This window comes from Pantoea sp. X-Soil-YNGN-785 (assembly GCF_059730585.1).
This window is the reverse complement of sequence record NZ_AP035942.1, coordinates 633242-650982: the sequence shown is the minus strand read 5'-3', so window position 1 is coordinate 650982 and position 17741 is coordinate 633242. Positions and strand designations below refer to the sequence as shown.

Sequence of the window (17741 nt, the reverse complement as noted above, 5' to 3'; positions counted from 1 at the left end):
TATTTTTATCGCCGAAAGCAGCATTATTAAAGAAAGCATTATTAATCTATTTAAATTCAAATAGATAGAATGTGATTACTCACTGGTTTCATTTTGGGTCACAAGCGTAATAAATGTAACGAAAATGATGCTTTTTGTGAGCTAAACAGGCAATCTGCGAGAAGTTTTTCACAAAAGTGTTAACGTGCTACAATTGCATTTGATATAAGTCAACGAAGCGTTGTTTTTATGCTTATCGGTTGTAGTTGGTGCTGTTAGGTTGCTGTTAATACAGTTAGGATATGCGCCATTATCATTAACGCCCGGGGCATGCAATTTTCATCCTGACTGGCTGAGCTAAACCTGTTGTTGACGTTGATAGATGGCTTATCAAAATATGATTTCGTACAACGGTTCAGCGCGGCCCGCCGCTCTCGATGATGGAGAACGCCATACCGCTGTACGCCCTGTTTTCAATTTGTTGGCAAATTTTAGGTAGCTAAACATGCAGACCCCGCACATTCTTATCGTTGAAGACGAACTGGTCACGCGTAATACCCTCAAAAGCATTTTTGAGGCGGAAGGTTATGTGGTGTACGAGGCGACTGATGGTGCTGAAATGCATCAGGTGCTGACCGACAATGACGTTAACCTGGTTATTATGGACATCAACCTGCCCGGTAAAAACGGCCTGCTGCTGGCCCGTGAACTGCGTGAGCAGGCCAATGTCGCCCTGATGTTCCTGACCGGCCGTGACAACGAAGTCGATAAAATTCTTGGTCTGGAAATTGGCGCTGATGACTACATCACCAAACCGTTTAATCCGCGTGAGCTGACCATTCGTGCCCGCAACCTGCTGTCGCGCACCATGAACCTGGCGATGCCAGGCGAAGAGCGCCGTCAGGTAGAGAGTTATAAATTTAACGGTTGGGAGCTGGATATCAACAGCCGCTCACTGATCAACCCGAACGGCGAGCACTACAAATTGCCACGCAGTGAGTTCCGCGCCATGCTGCACTTCTGTGAAAACCCAGGCAAAATTCAGACCCGTGCCGATCTGCTGAAAAAAATGACCGGCCGCGACCTTAAGCCGCACGATCGCACCGTTGATGTCACCATCCGTCGTATCCGCAAGCATTTCGAATCCACGCCGGACACGCCTGAGATCATCGCCACCATCCATGGTGAAGGTTATCGCTTCTGTGGCGATCTGCAGGATTAATACGCTGTCAGATGCGATAAATAAAAAACGCCCCTGCGGGCGTTTTTTTTATGCTCAATACCGCAGTTTAATCAGTGCCACGGCATAATCGGCACGGCGCTGAGCGCATTTTTCGGTGAACCATCGACCACTTTATCGGAATAGGTCAGATAGACCAGAGCGTTGCGCTTTTTGTCGAAGAAGCGTACAACCTGCAGCTTCTTGAAGATTAAAGAGGTGCGCTGGCGGAAGACCACTTCGCCCTCCGCTTTGCCCTGCGCAATTTTATCACTCAGTTCGACCGGCCCCACCTGCTGACAGGAAATCGCGGCATCAGAGGTATCTTCTGCCAGCCCCAGTCCGCCTTTGATACCGCCGGTCTTCGCCCGGCTGATATAACAGGTTACATTTTTAACATCCGGGTCATCGAATGCTTCAACAATGATCTTGTGGTCAGGCCCGAATATCTTGAATACCGTATCAACAGAGCCAATCTGTTCGGCAAGCAGCGGGCTGGAAAAGGTGAGCGTGGTCAGCGCAGCGATCATAAGACGCGTTATTGTCATGGAGTTACCATTGCAAATGGAATAGATGAGAATGTAATGTACTGTTAATCGAACTAATGACCAAACCAAAACGGGTTTAAGCCCGTACTGATTTAGCACAACCTTCCCCGGAAAACGGCCCACGTCTTTTGAGCAATGAGTGCTAATATTCTTCGAATGCGTTTAGCTGCACCACCAGAGTATGAGGATGTTTTATGGACCAAGCCGGTATCATTCGCGATTTGCTTGTCTGGCTGGAGAGCCATCTGGATCAACCCCTTTCACTGGACAATGTTGCCCAGAAAGCCGGTTACTCTAAATGGCATTTACAAAGGATGTTCAAGGACGTAACCGGTCACGCAATAGGTGCCTATATCCGTGCGCGTCGTCTGTCGAAAGCTGCTGTCGCGCTGCGCCTGACCAGTCGCCCGATTCTGGACATCGCCCTGCAGTATCGTTTTGATTCACAGCAAACTTTTACTCGCGCATTCAAAAAGCAGTTTGCTCAGACACCGGCCTGGTATCGTCGCTCTTCCGACTGGAACTCATTCGGTATTCGTCCCCCGATTCGCCTGGACGATGAGACGCAGCCGGAACCGGCTTTCGTTACCCTGCCGGAAACGGTACTGGTGGGACAAACCCAGAACTACACCTGTATTCTGGAGCAGATCTCAAGCTATCGCGATGAGATGCGGATTCACTTCTGGAAGCAGTTCCTGCTGGAAACGGACACGGTGCCGCCGGTGCTGTATGGCCTGCATCAGGTGCGTGCCAGCCAGGACAAAGATGATGAGCAGGAGATTCTCTACACCACGGCGGTGCCTGCTGACAGCGCAGTCAACCTGCACTCCGGACAAAGTGTTATTCTGGAAGCGGGCGATTACGTGCAGTTCACCTACAATGGCCCGCGCGTCAATCTGCAGGAATTTATCCTGCTGCTTTACGGCACCTGCATGCCAACGCTGGGACTGACCCGTCGTCAGGGACAGGATATCGAACGCTTTTATACTCATGGCGGTAAAAAGCGTAGCGAGCCACCGACTGAGATCCGGTGCGAATACCTGATTCCGATTCGCCGCCAGACCGTCGCCAGCTAAGGTCAGGGCTGCCGTCTCAGGACGGCAGCTTTCACGACATCAGCGTTGCAGCTCGTCGAGCGCAGGCGCGTCAAGATGGGAAATATCTCCCGCCGTCTCCACAATCCACCCTTCTGCCAGCCAGGCACTCTGCTGATAATCGACACGTGAGATTGAGCAGTTACGCAGTCGCAGGCGACGTTCTGCATACGCGGGCAGACCGAGAATCGTGCTGACCAGCGATCCCAGCGCCATACCGTGACTGACCAGCAGCGGACGGCTTCCGGCAGGCAGTTCAAGGCAGGCATTCAGCGCGGCGTGCATGCGGGTCGCCATCTCCGTCATCGACTCGCCTTCTGGAATGCGGCCGCCTTCGGTGCCGTTGACCAGCGTGGCGCGCCACTGCTCTTCCTCCGCCGTTAAGCCATCCAGCGGACGCTTCTCCAGCACGCCCATATTCAGCTCACGCAGCCGCGGATCCAGCGTCACTGTGCATCCGCAGGCATCCGCAATAATCTCCGCGGTGCGGCGCGTACGCCCCAGATCGCTGGCAATCACGTGCGTGATGCCCAGATGTTTGACGCGCTCACCGACCTGGTAAGCCTGCTGCTCACCTTTTTCCGTCAGCGGACTGTCGGATTGCCCCTGAATGCGGCGTTCCGCATTCCATACCGTTTCACCGTGACGAACAAGATAGACCTGTAGCATGTTAGTTTCCGTTATACTGCGACAAAAATCGTCTCAGAGCTTGCCCCATCAGGCGTCATTGTTGCAGGCAGTCTGGACACGGAGCGTGCGGAATAACCCGGCGTACACGTAGTACGCGAGGATCGTGGCACTGCTCAGGTTCAGACCAGCCCGTAAAATTGCCTGATGGGCCAGGCTCTTAATCACCTGAGGGTTCAACCAATTATGTACCATGTTGTCGCAGCCACAACCAACCCAGCGAAGATTCACGCGATTGCTCAGGCTTTCAGCGACGTTTTCGGCGAGGGATCCTGCCATATTGAAGGGGTCGAGGTCGATAGCGGCGTAGCAGCACAACCGTTAACCCATCTGGAAACGCGAACAGGCGCACGTCAGCGCGTCATGAATGCCCGCCAGGTCCGGCCTGAAGCGGCGTTCTGGGTGGCGATTGAGGCAGGCATCGAAGATGACACCGCATTTGCCTGGATGGTCGTGGAAAACCAGAAGCAGCGCGGCGAATCGCGCTCAGCCAGTTTTACCCTGCCGCCAGTCGTGCTGGCAGGCCTGCGCGAAGGCCGGGAGCTGGGCGAAGAGATGGCGCGGTTAACCGGCATCGACAATATCAAACACCAGGGTGGTGCTATCGGGGCGTTCACGAACGGCCTGCTCAGTCGCTCCAGTGTCTATCATCAGGCGCTGATTCTGGCACTCTGCCCGTTCGTCCATCCGCTCTATCAGCAGTAATCAGACGCGTCCCAGATGCGCTTCCAGCCAGCGTTTCAGCTCTGGCGGCGCCTCTTTCAGGCTGTTGGAGCCGCGGGTAATGGTCGCGATGCCGACGCCGAGCTCATTTTTCAGCTCACGCTGGCTCATTTGGCCGTTCATCAACTCTTCGATAATCCGCAGTCGGGTGCCGAATGCTTCCCGCTCATCAGGTGTCATCATCAGTTGCATCAGTGGCAATGCATGACCATCGGCAAAGGCCTGCTGCATCAGCACGACAAAGCGTTGCCAGCTATCTTCTGGCGGATGCGCATCGGTAGAGGGGGAATCAGAATGGGTCATGAAGAGGCTTCCGTACTCGCTAAAGAGTACGGAAGCTTAGCACAGCTAGTAACGGCGATTCCACTCAGCATCTGACAGGATCCTGTCAGGCTTGCCCATGAAGTAACGATAATAGGCGTCATACGCCAGCACATTCTTCACGTAGCCGCGCGTTTCAGAGAACGGAATGGTCTCAATAAACGCGACGGCGTCGAGATTGCCTGCACTGGTTTTCTGCCAGCTTCGCACCCGGCCCGGACCGGCATTATAGGCCGCAGAGGCGAAGATCCGGTTCTGGTTAAACTGCTGATAGACATATTCCAGATACTGCGTGCCGATCTGGATATTGGTTTCCGGATCCAGCAGCTGGCTGGTATTGCTGTAGCCAGGAATGTTGTACATCTTCACGGTATGCGCCGCGGTGGCAGGCATAATCTGCATCAGACCGCTGGCCCCGACCGGCGAACGCGCTTTCGGGTTCCAGGCGCTCTCCTGGCGCGAAATCGCCATCGCATAGCTTGGCGGGATCTGTTTGACCTCAGTGTTACGCTCATAGACGCTCTGCCATGCCAGCGGGAAGCGCTCTTTCAGACTGTCCCACATTTTGGCGGTGATGGTCGCCTGCACGCTGAGATCCCACCAGTCCTGCTCATTGGCGTAACGTGCCAGCATCTGCTGCTGCGAGTGGGTGCGGCTGGCAATCAGATTGCTCCACTCGCTGCGTGCCAGATTATCCAGCCCCCAGTACATCAGTTCGCGTACGCGGGCCAGCTCCGGTCCCTGCACCGTGGCACTGTCAGGCTTCGGCGCTTCATCGACCTGCAACGGGTAGTCAACACCGAGTCGCTGGGCGGCCACCATCGGATAGAAGCCACGTGCCTGCATCAGCTTGCGCAGGATCTCTTCTGCTTCCTCTTTACGATCTTTTTCAAACAGCAGGTCAGCCTGCCAGTACTGCCACTCATCTTTCTCTTTGGCTTCCAGCGGCAGACGGGCGATCCAGGTATTCAGGCCGCGTCTGTCATGCTGAGAAAGGGCCAGGCGCACCCGGCGTTCCACCAACGCGGTCGACTCACTGTTCATCACCACCGCATCGCGCCAGCGCGCCTGCTCAGAGGTGAGATCGCTGCCCATCATGCGCCAGACCACAATCTCCTTCAGCGCCTGCTCATCTTCCAGCCCCATCTTCTGTGCCCGGACCAGAATCGGAATCAGGCTACGGGCATTTTCCATGTCCTGCCGCGCGACGCGCGTAAAGGCGTAAATCGTGGCCTGACGGGTGAAGTCGGTTGGCCCGACGGCGCTGGCAAAGGTGCTGACCGTTAACGGATCCTGCTGCAGGGACTGTATCGCGTCAGACATGGTCTGATAGTCGGCAGGTAACGTTTTCGCCAGATAACTCACCAGGCTGTCGTTGCCCGCTTTCATCGCCAGCCGGATACGTTCCAGGATGGTAATCGGCGAAACCTGACCGGACGCCTGCCATACCGAGAAGAGCTTATCGCAGTCCGCGGGCAGCGCCGTGCCGCGCAGCCAGATCTGCTTCGCGCCATCAAACGCGGCCTGCTGCTGACCGGTGGCCCATTTGGCGTAATACCAGTTACAGCGTGCCTGCACTGGCTTCGGTTCGGTCGGACTGAAGTTCAGCACGCCCTGCCAGTCCTGACGGTAAGCCAGCACATTAATAAAGCGGGTACTGAGCGAGCGCGCGGGTGGCAGCGTCGGATACTGGCGAATAAAATTCTGCACGGCCAGGGCGGTTTCCTGATCGAGATCCTGTGCCAGCAGGCGATATTGCAGATAAGGGTAGAGCGGATAATCCTGGAGCGTCGGCAACAGCTGATCCACGGTCGCCATCTGGTTGCTGTCCCAGGCCTGTTTAATTTGTTGATAACGTTGCCGTTGTTGATCCAGCGAATCGGCCCATGCGCTGCTGGCCGAACCGACCAGGCAGATCCCTATCATCCAGTTACGCCACTTCACCACGTAAATCTCCTCTGTTGCTGGGCGCCGGCGAGTTGCCAGACAGTCTTTCATGCTAACCGGGCCACCGGACTCTTGCCATGTTCTTCACAAAATTTACGCACACGGACACTAAACGCACCGTCATCGATCAGCGTGCGCGCCGCCATTGTGCAAATTATCATCAGAAAATCTTATCACTGCACGCATTAAACTGTTGAATCATTGCGTTAAAAAAGTGGCACACCCTTTGCTCTGTTGAATCCCATCTTGTATACCAGCTGGAATTCTTCATATGACTTCAACCATCGGCCTGACACTTCCTGCCTGGCAGCAGCGCTATCAGCAGGCTCCGCAACAGATAACCTCACTGCTGACTGAACACCTGGCAGCACTCGACACCCGTGATAATGCCTGGATCTACCTCGCGACACCGGATCAGTTAGCGGCACAGATTGCGCCACTGCTGGCGGATTATCAGCGCGATCCCGGCTCGCTGCCCCTGTTTGGTGTGCCTTTTGCGGTTAAAGACAATATCGATGTGGCGGGCTGGCCGACCAGCGCCGCCTGCCCTGCCTTTGCCTATACCGCCAGCGAAGACGCGGTCGCCGTCGCCCGGCTGAAAGCCGCTGGTGCCGTCGTCATCGGCAAAACCAACCTCGATCAGTTTGCGACCGGTCTGGTGGGCACCCGTTCGCCTTATGGCGCGGTTAGCAACACCTTTGATGCTGATTATGTCAGTGGCGGCTCCAGCTCCGGTTCGGCATCCGTGCTGGCGCGCGGGCTAGTTGCCTTTTCGCTGGGCACCGATACCGCCGGTTCGGGTCGCGTGCCGGCAGGCTTTAACAATATAGTCGGACTCAAGCCAACCAAGGGCTGGTTCTCTGCGCGTGGCGTGGTGCCCGCCTGTCGCCTCAACGACACTATTTCGGTGTTTGCGCTGACGGCAGAAGATGCGTTTAGCGTCGCCAGTATCATGGGAGGCTATGATGCCGGTGACGCCTATTCGCGCGTGAATCCGCGCACCGCCCCGGCCAGCCTGCCCGTTCATCCCCATTTTGCTGTACCTTTGAACCCGGAATTTTTTGATGATGCGGCGGCCGAAGCAGCCTGGGATCAGGCGCTGGAGGCATTACAGACGGGCGGCGCAACGCTGCACCCCATCGACTTCACCCCATTCAGCAAGCTGGCTGAACAGCTTTATTACGGTGCCTGGGTCGCCGAACGCACGGCGGCGGTGGGCGGGATGCTTGATCGTCCGGCGGAGATGGACCCGGTGGTGCATGAGATCGTCGCCAGCGGCCTGAAATACAGTGCGGTCGATGCTTATAAGGCGGAGTATCTGCGGGCGGAGCTGACGCGCCAGATCCAGCAGACGCTGGCACAGTTCGACGCGCTGGTGGTGCCCACCTCGCCCACCATCCACACCCTGGAGGAGATGAAGCAGGAGCCGATTCTCTACAACTCGCATTTCGGCACCTATACCAACTTCACCAATCTTGCCGACCTCTCTGCACTGGCGCTGCCCGGCCCGTTCCGCAACGACGATCTCCCGGCGGGTATCACGCTGATTGCGCCTGCCTGGCACGATCGGGCGCTGGCGGAGTTTGGTCTTCGCTGGCAGCAGCAGCTCGCTCTGCCGCTGGGCGCCACCGGCCAGCCCTTCCCGGCCCGGCGCACTTCGCTGCCCGCCTCATCCGACCACGTCCGGCTGGCGGTCGTGGGCGCGCATCTGACCGGCATGCCGCTTAATTTCCAGCTCACTGAACGCAAGGCCGTCTGGGTCGAAGAGACGCAGACCGCGCCACACTATCGCCTGTTCGCCCTGCTGGAGGGCGCAATCAAAAAGCCCGGCCTGATGCGTGACGAACAGGGCGCAGCCATCACCGTTGAACTGTGGGATATCCCGGTCGCGCGTTTTGGCGAGTTTGTGGCGGAGATCCCCGCACCGCTGGGTATCGGCAGCCTGGCGCTGGCTGATGGCCGGGTGGTGAAAGGCTTTATCTGCGAAGGCTCAGCGCTGAAGAGTGCGCTGGAAATCACTGAGACGGGCGGCTGGCGCAACTGGCTGGCCTCACAGGGGAGTCACTGATCATGTTTACCACCGTACTGATTGCCAACCGCGGCGAGATTGCCTGCCGCGCCATTCGCACCCTGAAGCGCCTGGGCGTGAAAAGCGTCGCAGTTTACTCTGACGCCGATCGCAATGCGCAGCACGTTAAGCAGGCGGATATCGCTATCGCGCTGGGCGGCGACAAAGCCAGCGACAGCTATCTGCGCATCGACAAAATTCTGGCGGCGGCGCAGCAGAGCGGCGCGCAGGCGATCTGGCCGGGCTACGGTTTTCTTTCTGAAAGCCAGCCGTTTGCTGACGCCTGCGACGCGGCGGGCATAGCCTTTGTCGGCCCCACCGCGCAGCAGATTGGTGAGTTCGGTCTGAAACACCGCGCCCGTGAGCTGGCTGCCAGCGCGGGTGTCCCGATGACGCCAGGCACACCGCTGCTTGCTTCGCTGGAGGAGGCGTTACAAGCTGCCGATGACATTGGCTATCCGGTGATGCTGAAAAGCACGGCGGGCGGCGGCGGCATTGGCCTGACGCGCTGCGCTGATGCCGATGCGCTCGCCAGCGCCTGGGAGAGCGTACGCCGTCTGGGCGAACAGTTCTTCAGTGATGCCGGCGTGTTTCTGGAGCGCTGTATCGATCGCGCCCGCCACGTTGAAGTGCAGATTTTTGGTGACGGCAAGGGCAACGTGGTGGCACTGGGGGAACGCGACTGCTCCCTGCAGCGCCGCAATCAGAAGGTGGTGGAAGAGACACCTGCACCCGGGCTGTCGCAGGCGACGCGTGACGCCCTGCTCGCCTCAGCGGTACGGCTGGGTGAGCTGGTCAACTACCGCAGCGCAGGCACCGTGGAGTATATCTACGACGTCAGCCAGCAGGCCTTTTACTTTCTGGAAGTGAACACCCGTCTGCAGGTGGAGCATCCGGTCACAGAATGCGTCACCGGACTCGATTTGGTGGAGTGCATGTTGCAGGTAGCGGCAGGCGATGCGGTGGACTGGTCACGTCTGCAGCAGCCACCCAAGGGCGCGGCCATTGAGGTGCGGCTTTACGCGGAAGATCCGCTGAAGAACTTTCAGCCCAGCCCTGGCCTGCTTACCGGCGTCACCTTCCCTGACGGCGTGCGGGTCGACAGCGGCATCGAAACCGGCAGTGAAGTCTCCAGCTTCTACGATCCGATGATCGCCAAGCTGATTGTCCATGCCGACACCCGCGATGCGGCGCTGGAAAAACTGCATCAGGCGCTGGATGCCACGCAGTTGCATGGCATCGCCACTAACCTCGACTATCTGCGCCAGATTACCACCAGCGACGCCTTTCGCACTGGCAACGTCTGGACGCGCTATCTCGACAGCGTCGTCCCTGCCGCCTCCGTGGTGGAGGTACTGCAGCCCGGCACCTTCAGTTCGGTTCAGGACTACCCTGGCCGCCTCGGCTACTGGGATATCGGTGTGCCGCCATCCGGCCCGATGGATGACTTCGCGTTCCGGCTGGCTAACCGCATCGTCGGTAACCATGACACGGCTGCAGGCCTGGAGTTTACTTTGCAGGGGCCGACGCTGCGTTTCCACTGTGATGCCATTCTGGCGCTGACCGGCGCGGACTGCGACGCCCGGCTCGATGGTGAACCGGTCAGCTACTGGCAGCCGCTGACGGTGAAAGCCGGACAGACTTTGGCACTGGGACGCGCCCGGCAGGGCTGCCGCAGCTATCTGGCGGTGCGCAACGGCTTCGACGTGCCGGAGTATCTGGGCAGTCGCAGCACCTTCTCACTGGGCCAGTTTGGCGGTCATGCCGGACGCACCCTGCGGGTGGCCGATATGCTGGCGATCTCACAGCCTGAACGGGCAGCCTGCACCACGCCTGCCCCCGTCAGCGACCCGCAGCCGCTCGATGCCGCGCTGATTCCGCACTACGGCACCGAATGGCGCATCGGCGTGCTCTACGGCCCGCACGGCGCACCGGACTTCTTCACCCAGGCCGCCATCGACGAGTTCTTTGCCAGCGACTGGCAGGTACACTACAACTCCAATCGCCTCGGCGTGCGGCTGGTTGGCCCGAAACCGACCTGGACCCGCGCCAACGGCGGCGAAGCGGGCCTGCACCCCTCCAACGTTCACGACTGTGAATATGCCATTGGCGCGGTCAATTTCACCGGCGACTTCCCGGTGATCCTGACACATGACGGCCCGAGCCTGGGCGGTTTTGTCTGTCCGGTGACCATCGCCAAAGCCGAACTGTGGAAAGTGGGCCAGGTCAAACCTGGCGACACCATCCGCTTCCACCCGATTACGGCCGACGATGCGCTGGCGCGGGAAAAAGCGCAGATGCACCTGATTGAAACCCTGCGGCCGGAACATCCACCGACCTTTGCCGTGCCGTCACTGGCCGAAACCGCCCACGGCTCCGCCACCATTCTGGCCGCCATTGAGGCTACCGGTAGCACGCCGAAAGTGGTCTATCGCCAGGCGGGCGACAAATATGTGCTGATTGAGTATGGCGACAACGTGCTGGATCTGGCACTGCGCCTGCGCGTCCACCTGCTGATGAATGCCCTGACGGCGCAGGCGGAGCCAGGCGTCGAGGAGCTGTCGCCAGGCGTGCGATCGCTGCAGGTGCGCTACGACAGCCGTATCATTCACCAGTCCGCCCTGATGTCGCTGCTGCTGGCGCTGGAAGCGACGCTGGGCGATGTCAGCACGCTGAAAGTCCCGTCGCGCGTGGTGTGGATGCCGATGGCATTTGAAGACAGCGCCACGCTGGGTGCGGTCAGCCGCTATCAGGAGACGGTGCGTGCCAGCGCGCCATGGCTGCCGAACAATGTGGACTTCATCCAGCGTATTAACGGCTTAAGCAGCCGCGAGCAGGTGCGCGACACCCTGTTCGACGCCAGCTATCTGGTGCTGGGCCTGGGCGATGTCTACCTGGGCGCACCCTGCGCCGTGCCGATCGATCCACGCCATCGCCTGCTGAGTTCTAAATACAGTCCGGCACGCACCTTTACCGCCGAAGGCACCGTCGGGATTGGCGGCATGTACATGTGCATCTACGGCATGGATTCACCCGGCGGCTATCAGCTGGTGGGCCGCACGCTGCCTATCTGGAACACCTTCCTGAAAAACGCACAGTTCGCGCCCAATGCGCCGTGGCTGCTGCGCTTCTTCGATCAGGTGCGCTTCTATCCGGTGAGTGAAACCGAGCTGAACCAGCTGCGCGAAGATTTCCGGGAAGGTCGTGCCAGCCTGCGGATTGAAGAGACGCAGTTTGATTTTGCTGCCCACCAGCAGTTCCTCGCCGATCACGCCACTGAAATTGCCGCGTTCCGCCAGCGCCAGGCCACCGCCTTTGAACAGGAAGTGCAGCTCTGGGCGCAGGAGGAGCAGAACGCACCAGCGGCGGATGAGGCGCAGGCCAGCGCTAGCGCAGAGGAGGAAGCCGGGCTGGCGGTGCAGGCGGATCTCAATGGCAACATCTGGAAAGTGCTGGTACAGCCGGGCGACGCGGTCAGCGCCGGACAGACGCTGATTATTGTTGAGGCGATGAAGATGGAGCTGGCGATTGTCGCGCCGCAGGCCGGTCGGGTCACGCGGATTGCCTGCCAGGCGGGCCGTCCGGTGAGTCCAGGCGACAACCTGCTGTGGCTGGAATAAGGAGCGGTAATGACAACCCAACCTCAATCCCCTAAAGCGCGTCCGGAAGCGCTGGCTGAACGGGTCTATCAGGCGCTGAAGGCCGATATTTTCGCCTTTCGCCTGATGCCGGGCGATCGTTTCAGCGAAAGCGAAATCGCCGGACGGATGGCGGTCAGCCGCACGCCAGTGCGCCAGGCGTTGTTCCGGCTGGAGCGCGAAGGCTTTGTCGAAGTCTGGTTCCGCAGCGGCTGGCAGATCAAAAACTTCGATTTTGCCTGGTTCGAATCGCTGTATGACCTGCGCACCGTGCTGGAGTGCGAGGCGGTAAAACGCCTATGCGCCCTGCCCACGCCGCAGTGTGCCGCGCTGTTAAGCGAACTTAACCAGTTCTGGTGTGAGGCAGAGGCGCTCACCGAGGGCCTGGTAGTGTCGCAGCATGACGAGGCGTTTCACATGACGCTGGTGGCGGCAGCGGGCAATCCGGAGATGGCGCGCATTCACGCCGAACTCACGGAGAAGATCCGCATTATTCGCCGGCTCGACTTTACCCGCGATGACCGCGTCTGGGCCACCTATCAGGAACATGCACAGATTTTACAGGCCATTTTTCAGCAGCAGACAGGCGAGGCGCAACGCATCCTGACCGATCATATCGCCGTCAGTAAGGCGGAGGTCAGGAAGATCACCCTGCACCGCCTGCAGCAGGCCCGGCTCCAGCTCACCGAATAACATAACAACCACTCAGGGGTTTAAATGATGAAAAGACGTTCGTTGACCAAGGCTTTCGCGCTCTCCGCTACCGTTGTCAGTCTGGGTTTCGCCTGGAGTGCGCAGGCGGCTGACACCATCAAAGTGGGGATCATGCATTCGCTCTCCGGCACCATGGCGATTTCAGAAACGCCGCTGAAAGATGTGGCGCTGATGACCATTGATGAGATCAACGCCAGAGGCGGCGTGCTGGGGAAAAAGCTGGAGCCGGTGGTGGTCGATCCCGCCTCTAACTGGCCGCTGTTTGCCGAGAAAGCGCGGCAGCTGCTGACGCAGGATAAAGCGGCGGTGGTATTTGGCTGCTGGACCTCGGTATCACGCAAATCGGTGCTGCCGGTGTTTGAAGAACTGAACGGCCTGCTGTTCTATCCGGTGCAGTATGAAGGGGAAGAGATGTCACCCAACGTGTTCTACACCGGCGCGGCACCTAACCAGCAGGCGATTCCGGCGGTGGAGTACCTGATGAGCGAAGATGGCGGCAGCGCGAAACGCTTCTTCCTGCTGGGCACCGACTATGTCTATCCGCGCACCACCAATAAGATCCTGCGCGCCTTCCTGCACAGCAAAGGCGTGGCGGACAAAGATATCGAAGAGGTTTATACGCCGTTTGGTTACAGCGACTATCAGACCATTGTCTCCAACATCAAAAAATTCGCGGCAGGCGGTAAAACGGCGGTGGTCTCAACCATCAACGGCGACTCCAACGTGCCGTTCTACAAAGAGCTGGCTAACCAGGGCATCAAAGCCACTGACATTCCGGTGGTCGCCTTCTCGGTGGGCGAAGAGGAGCTGCGCGGTATCGACACCAAACCGCTGGTGGGTCAGTTAGCGGCCTGGAACTATTTCGAGTCGATCGATAATCCGACCAACGCGAAATTCGTCGCCGATTACCGCGCTTACGCCAAAGCACACAACCTGCCAAACGCGGCTACCGTCGTGACCAACGACCCGATGGAAGCGACCTATGTTGGCATTCATATGTGGGCGCAGGCGGTGGAAAAAGCGGGCACGACGGACGTGGATAAAGTGCGGGCGGCAATGGCCGGTCAGACCTTCAAAGCGCCGGATGGCTTTACCCTGACGATGGATCAGACCAACCATCATCTGCATAAGCCGGTCATGATTGGCGAAGTGGAAGAGAACGGCCAGTTCAGCGTGGTGTGGCAGACCGATAAGCCAGTGCGCGCGCAGCCGTGGAGCCCATACATTGCCGGTAACGACAAGAAGCCCGATCACCCGGTGAAGACCGCGCAGTAAGCGCGCGTTGCTGATGAGAAAGCGTCACCCGCAGTGACGCGGCAGCACGGCAGCCACTTTTCAGGCTGCCGTACTGACCTTGCCAAACGAGGCTCCTTTTATGAATTTATGTCGCTGCTTTTTCAGCCTGCTGCTGCTGGTCCCGCTGTTTGCCAGTGCCGGACCGGCGGCTGACTTTGCCGCCGCCAGCCGCAGCCAGCAGGCCACGCTGCTGCAACAGTGGGCCGCTACGCCGGACAGCCATCGTCTGCCGCTGCTGGAAGCGCTGAAAGCCGAAACCGTGGTCATCGACCAGAACAAACAGCCATTCAGCCAGCAGGGTTCGACGCTGCAGCCGCTGGACGCTGTATCGCAGCCCACCGGCAACCTTAAAAAGCTGTTTATGAACAATCGCCTGCGCGTGCTGGTGAACAACGCGCTGGCTGCCCATCAGCTGGTGAGCAGCGATGCCACACTGCGTTTGCGCGCAGCGCAGCAGCTGCAGAATGACGGTTCTGCAGACCAGCTGCCGCTGCTGGAACAGCGTCTGGCCGCCGAAAAAGATAGCCGCGTTCACGCCGCATTAGCGCTGGCACTGGCGAACCTGCAACTGGCGGATGGGGAACCGATGGTGCGCCTGCGGGCGGTGAAACTGCTGGGTGAGTCCAGCGATCCCAATACCCAGGCCAGCCTGCAACACCTGACCCAGCCCGCGAATGAGCCGGACGCCACCGTGCGGGCAGCCGCAGCGGAGAGCCTGCAACAGATTCAGAAGCGGCTGATGTGGGGCGATCTGCTGGGCCAGGCCTTCAGCGGCCTGTCGCTGGGTTCTATCCTGCTGCTGGCCGCGCTGGGCCTGGCGATTACCTATGGCCTGCTCGGCGTGATCAACATGGCGCACGGTGAAATGCTGATGCTTGGTGCGTACGCCACCTGGTGGGTTCAGAGCCTGTTCCAGCAGTTTGCCCCGCACTACTTAGCCTGGTATCCGCTGCTGGCCCTGCCGGTCGCCTTTATGGTCACTGCCGCTATTGGCATGGTGCTGGAGCGCACCATCATCCGTCATCTCTATGGCCGTCCGCTGGAAACGCTGCTCGCGACCTGGGGCATCAGCCTGATGCTGATCCAGCTGGTGCGGGTGCTGTTCGGGGCGCAGAACCTGGAGGTGGCGAACCCATCGTGGCTCTCCGGAGGCTTACAGCTGCTGCCTAATCTGGTGCTGCCGTGGAACCGCATCGCGGTAATCCTGTTTGTGGTGTTTGTGCTGGCGCTCACCTGGCTGCTGCTGAACCGGACCCGCCTTGGCATGAACGTGCGCGCCGTGACCCAGAACCGCGCCATGGCGGAGTGCTGCGGCGTGCCGACCGGTCGAGTCGATATGCTGGCGTTTGGCCTCGGCTCCGGCATTGCCGGGCTGGGCGGCGTCGCTCTGTCGCAGCTCGGTAACGTCGGACCGGAGCTGGGTCAGGGCTACATCATCGACTCGTTCCTGGTGGTGGTGCTGGGTGGCGTCGGCCAGCTGGCGGGCACCGTGGTTGCCGCGTTCAGCCTGGGGATTCTGAACAAAGTGCTGGAGCCGCAGATTGGCGCGGTGCTGGGTAAGATCCTGATTCTGGTGATTATCGTGCTGTTTATTCAGAAACGTCCGCAGGGACTGTTTGCGGTTAAAGGAAGGGTGACTGACTGATGACGCAACCCATCACGCTCCGCGCGGTGCGCACGGCGCCGCGCCTGACGATCAGCATCGGTCTGGCGATCACCCTGGCGTTGCTGGTGATGCCGTTTCTGGCGCTGCTGCCCGCCACGCATCCGCTGGCGATCTCTACCTATACCCTGACGCTGGTCGGCAAAATCCTCTGCTATGCGGTGGTCGCGGTGGCGCTCGATCTGGTGTGGGGCTACGCCGGACTGCTGTCGCTGGGTCACGGCCTGTTCTTTGCTCTGGGCGGATATGCCATGGGCATGTACCTGATGCGCCAGGCCGCCGGTGAAGGCTTGCCCACCTTTATGTCCTTTCTCTCTTGGCGTGAGCTGCCCTGGTTCTGGACCGGCACCGAATACTTTGCCTGGGCGCTCTGTCTGAGCATGCTGGTGCCGGGCCTGCTGGCGCTGGTGTTTGGCTTCTTCGCTTTTCGCTCGAAGATCAAAGGCGTCTACTTCTCCATCATGACCCAGGCGCTGACCTACGCCGGAATGCTGCTGTTCTTTCGCAACGAAACCGGTTTTGGCGGCAACAACGGCTTTACCGGCTTTACCACCCTGCTCGGCTTTTCGGTGACGGCGACCGGCACCCGCATCGGGCTGTTTATCGCCACCGTGCTGCTGCTGCTGCTGAGTCTGGTGATCGGCTTCGCCCTGGCGCGCAGCAAGTTTGGCCGGGTGCTGACGGCAGTGCGGGACGCCGAAAACCGCCTGATGTTCTGTGGTTACGATCCACGCGGCTTCAAGCTGTTTGTCTGGACGCTCTCCGCCGTGCTGTGCGGCCTGGCCGGGGCGCTCTATGTGCCGCAGGTCGGCATTATCAATCCGGGGGAGATGTCACCGGCTAACTCGATAGAAGCGGCGATCTGGGTGGCGCTGGGCGGACGCGGCACGCTGATTGGCCCGCTGCTGGGCGCGGCGATTGTAAACGGCGCGCGCAGCTTCTTCACCGTCGCCTTCCCCGAATACTGGCTCTTCTTCCTGGGACTGATGTTTATCCTGGTGACACTGTTTCTGCCGCACGGCGTGATTGGCCTGCTGCGCCGGAGGAAAAAATGAGTGATGCCCTGTTTACCCAACCCCAGCGGGCGGATCGCCACCGGGCGCAGCGCGATCCGGTGCTGCAACTGGAGAAGATCAGCGTGTCGTTTGACGGCTTCCGGGCGCTGAACGATCTTTCGCTGCAGATTGGCATCGGTGAGCTGCGCTGCGTGATCGGCCCCAACGGCGCGGGGAAAACCACGCTGATGGATGTGATCACCGGCAAAACCCGGCCAGACGCGGGTCGGGTGATCTACGACCAGGACAGCGATCTGACCCGTCTTTCACCGGTAGAGATCGCCCGCGCCGGCATTGGCCGTAAGTTCCAGAAGCCCACGGTGTTTGAGGCGTTAACCGTGTTCGAGAATCTGGAGATCGCGCTCAAAGCCGATAAATCGGTCTGGGCCAGCCTGCGCGCTCGCCTCAGCAGCGAACAGCGCGATCGCATTGATGAGGTACTGAAACTGCTGCGGCTGGGCGGCGAACGCCAGCATCGCGCGGGTCTGCTGTCACACGGCCAGAAGCAGTTTCTGGAGATCGGCATGCTGCTGGTGCAGGAGCCGCATCTGCTGCTGCTGGATGAACCGGCGGCGGGCATGACCGACGCGGAGACGGACTACACCGCCGAGCTGTTCCGCAGCCTGGCGGGCAAACATTCCCTGATGGTGGTGGAGCATGACATGGGCTTTGTCGAGACCATTGCTGACCATGTCACCGTGCTGCATCAGGGACAGGTGCTGGCCGAGGGTTCGCTGCGCGAGGTTCAGGCTAATGAGCAGGTTATCGACGTTTATCTGGGGCGCTGAG

At 59.4% G+C, this 17741-nt stretch carries 14 protein-coding genes; 10 read left to right on the top strand and 4 right to left on the bottom strand.

The annotated features are described in order from the left end of the window. Positions 1-484 precede the first annotated feature (484 nt). A complete protein-coding gene (arcA, locus tag AC6I8E_RS02885; protein ID WP_010253677.1) occupies positions 485-1201 on the top strand; it encodes a two-component system response regulator ArcA in 717 nt (238 codons plus the stop codon). A gap of 71 nt (positions 1202-1272) precedes the next feature. On the opposite strand, the gene creA is transcribed toward arcA, so the two are convergent. Next, a complete protein-coding gene (gene creA, locus AC6I8E_RS02880) occupies positions 1273-1746 on the bottom strand; it encodes a protein CreA (protein WP_033731476.1) in 474 nt (157 codons plus the stop codon). A gap of 194 nt (positions 1747-1940) precedes the next feature. On the opposite strand from creA, the gene robA reads away from it, so the two are divergent. Further along, positions 1941-2822, top strand: a complete 882-nt coding sequence (gene robA, locus AC6I8E_RS02875) for an MDR efflux pump AcrAB transcriptional activator RobA (RefSeq protein WP_013356708.1) — start codon at positions 1941-1943, stop codon at positions 2820-2822. Positions 2823-2861: 39 nt separating this feature from the next. Here the strand turns inward: robA and gpmB are convergent, their stop codons facing one another. Continuing rightward, positions 2862-3509 (bottom strand): 2,3-diphosphoglycerate-dependent phosphoglycerate mutase GpmB, encoded by a 648-nt coding sequence (gpmB, locus tag AC6I8E_RS02870; RefSeq protein WP_013356707.1) that lies wholly within the window; start codon positions 3507-3509, stop codon positions 2862-2864. A gap of 204 nt (positions 3510-3713) precedes the next feature. On the opposite strand from gpmB, the gene yjjX reads away from it, so the two are divergent. Then, on the top strand, positions 3714-4232 hold the full coding sequence (yjjX, locus tag AC6I8E_RS02865) for an inosine/xanthosine triphosphatase (protein ID WP_013356706.1): 519 nt from the start codon (positions 3714-3716) through the stop codon (positions 4230-4232). Here yjjX and trpR read toward each other — a convergent pair whose 3' ends face one another. Beyond that, positions 4233-4553 (bottom strand): trp operon repressor, encoded by a 321-nt coding sequence (trpR, locus tag AC6I8E_RS02860; RefSeq protein WP_013356705.1) that lies wholly within the window; start codon positions 4551-4553, stop codon positions 4233-4235. A 45-nt stretch (positions 4554-4598) separates the two neighbouring features. Then, positions 4599-6518: a murein transglycosylase gene (gene sltY / locus AC6I8E_RS02855; protein WP_497824405.1), complete on the bottom strand. Its 1920-nt coding sequence runs from the start codon at positions 6516-6518 to the stop codon at positions 4599-4601. 271 nt (positions 6519-6789) lie between these two features. Between sltY and atzF the strand changes: the two genes are divergently transcribed. From atzF to urtD, 7 genes are all read left to right on the top strand, one after another. Beyond that, positions 6790-8586 (top strand): allophanate hydrolase, encoded by a 1797-nt coding sequence (gene atzF, locus AC6I8E_RS02850; RefSeq protein WP_418162466.1) that lies wholly within the window; start codon positions 6790-6792, stop codon positions 8584-8586. 2 nt (positions 8587-8588) lie between these two features. Further along, positions 8589-12206 carry an urea carboxylase gene (uca, locus tag AC6I8E_RS02845; RefSeq protein WP_497824404.1) on the top strand — a complete coding sequence of 1206 codons (3618 nt, stop codon included), beginning with the start codon at positions 8589-8591 and terminating at the stop codon, positions 12204-12206. Between the two features lie 9 nt (positions 12207-12215). Then, positions 12216-12917 (top strand): GntR family transcriptional regulator, encoded by a 702-nt coding sequence (locus AC6I8E_RS02840; RefSeq protein ID WP_195857372.1) that lies wholly within the window; start codon positions 12216-12218, stop codon positions 12915-12917. Between the two features lie 27 nt (positions 12918-12944). Further along, positions 12945-14213 (top strand): urea ABC transporter substrate-binding protein, encoded by a 1269-nt coding sequence (urtA, locus tag AC6I8E_RS02835; RefSeq protein WP_497824684.1) that lies wholly within the window; start codon positions 12945-12947, stop codon positions 14211-14213. 100 nt (positions 14214-14313) lie between these two features. Next, positions 14314-15879, top strand: coding sequence for an urea ABC transporter permease subunit UrtB (gene urtB, locus AC6I8E_RS02830; RefSeq protein ID WP_095706228.1), 1566 nt, complete (start codon positions 14314-14316; stop codon positions 15877-15879). Beyond that, the gene (urtC, locus tag AC6I8E_RS02825) at positions 15879-16952 is read left to right on the top strand and encodes an urea ABC transporter permease subunit UrtC (RefSeq protein ID WP_497824403.1); all 1074 of its coding nucleotides are present in this window, start codon (positions 15879-15881) and stop codon (positions 16950-16952) included. The genes urtB and urtC overlap by 1 nt, the downstream gene beginning before the upstream one ends. After that, positions 16949-17740: an urea ABC transporter ATP-binding protein UrtD gene (gene urtD / locus AC6I8E_RS02820; protein WP_497824402.1), complete on the top strand. Its 792-nt coding sequence runs from the start codon at positions 16949-16951 to the stop codon at positions 17738-17740. Before urtC ends, urtD begins: the two co-directional genes overlap by 4 nt. Position 17741: the final 1 nt, after the last annotated feature.

Excerpts from the sequence above, each read along its gene's own strand:
- yjjX (WP_013356706.1), top strand. The coding sequence starts at position 3,714 with ATGTACCATGTTGTCGCAGCCACAACCAACCCAGCGAAGATTCACGCG.
- urtA (WP_497824684.1), top strand. The coding sequence starts at position 12,945 with ATGAAAAGACGTTCGTTGACCAAGGCTTTCGCGCTCTCCGCTACCGTT.
- robA (WP_013356708.1), top strand. The coding sequence starts at position 1,941 with ATGGACCAAGCCGGTATCATTCGCGATTTGCTTGTCTGGCTGGAGAGC.
- atzF (WP_418162466.1), top strand. The coding sequence starts at position 6,790 with ATGACTTCAACCATCGGCCTGACACTTCCTGCCTGGCAGCAGCGCTAT.
- uca (WP_497824404.1), top strand. The coding sequence starts at position 8,589 with ATGTTTACCACCGTACTGATTGCCAACCGCGGCGAGATTGCCTGCCGC.
- trpR (WP_013356705.1), bottom strand. The coding sequence starts at position 4,553 with ATGACCCATTCTGATTCCCCCTCTACCGATGCGCATCCGCCAGAAGAT.
- gpmB (WP_013356707.1), bottom strand. The coding sequence starts at position 3,509 with ATGCTACAGGTCTATCTTGTTCGTCACGGTGAAACGGTATGGAATGCG.
- AC6I8E_RS02840 (WP_195857372.1), top strand. The coding sequence starts at position 12,216 with ATGACAACCCAACCTCAATCCCCTAAAGCGCGTCCGGAAGCGCTGGCT.
- urtB (WP_095706228.1), top strand. The coding sequence starts at position 14,314 with ATGAATTTATGTCGCTGCTTTTTCAGCCTGCTGCTGCTGGTCCCGCTG.
- arcA (WP_010253677.1), top strand. The coding sequence starts at position 485 with ATGCAGACCCCGCACATTCTTATCGTTGAAGACGAACTGGTCACGCGT.
- urtD (WP_497824402.1), top strand. The coding sequence starts at position 16,949 with ATGAGTGATGCCCTGTTTACCCAACCCCAGCGGGCGGATCGCCACCGG.
- urtC (WP_497824403.1), top strand. The coding sequence starts at position 15,879 with ATGACGCAACCCATCACGCTCCGCGCGGTGCGCACGGCGCCGCGCCTG.
- creA (WP_033731476.1), bottom strand. The coding sequence starts at position 1,746 with ATGACAATAACGCGTCTTATGATCGCTGCGCTGACCACGCTCACCTTT.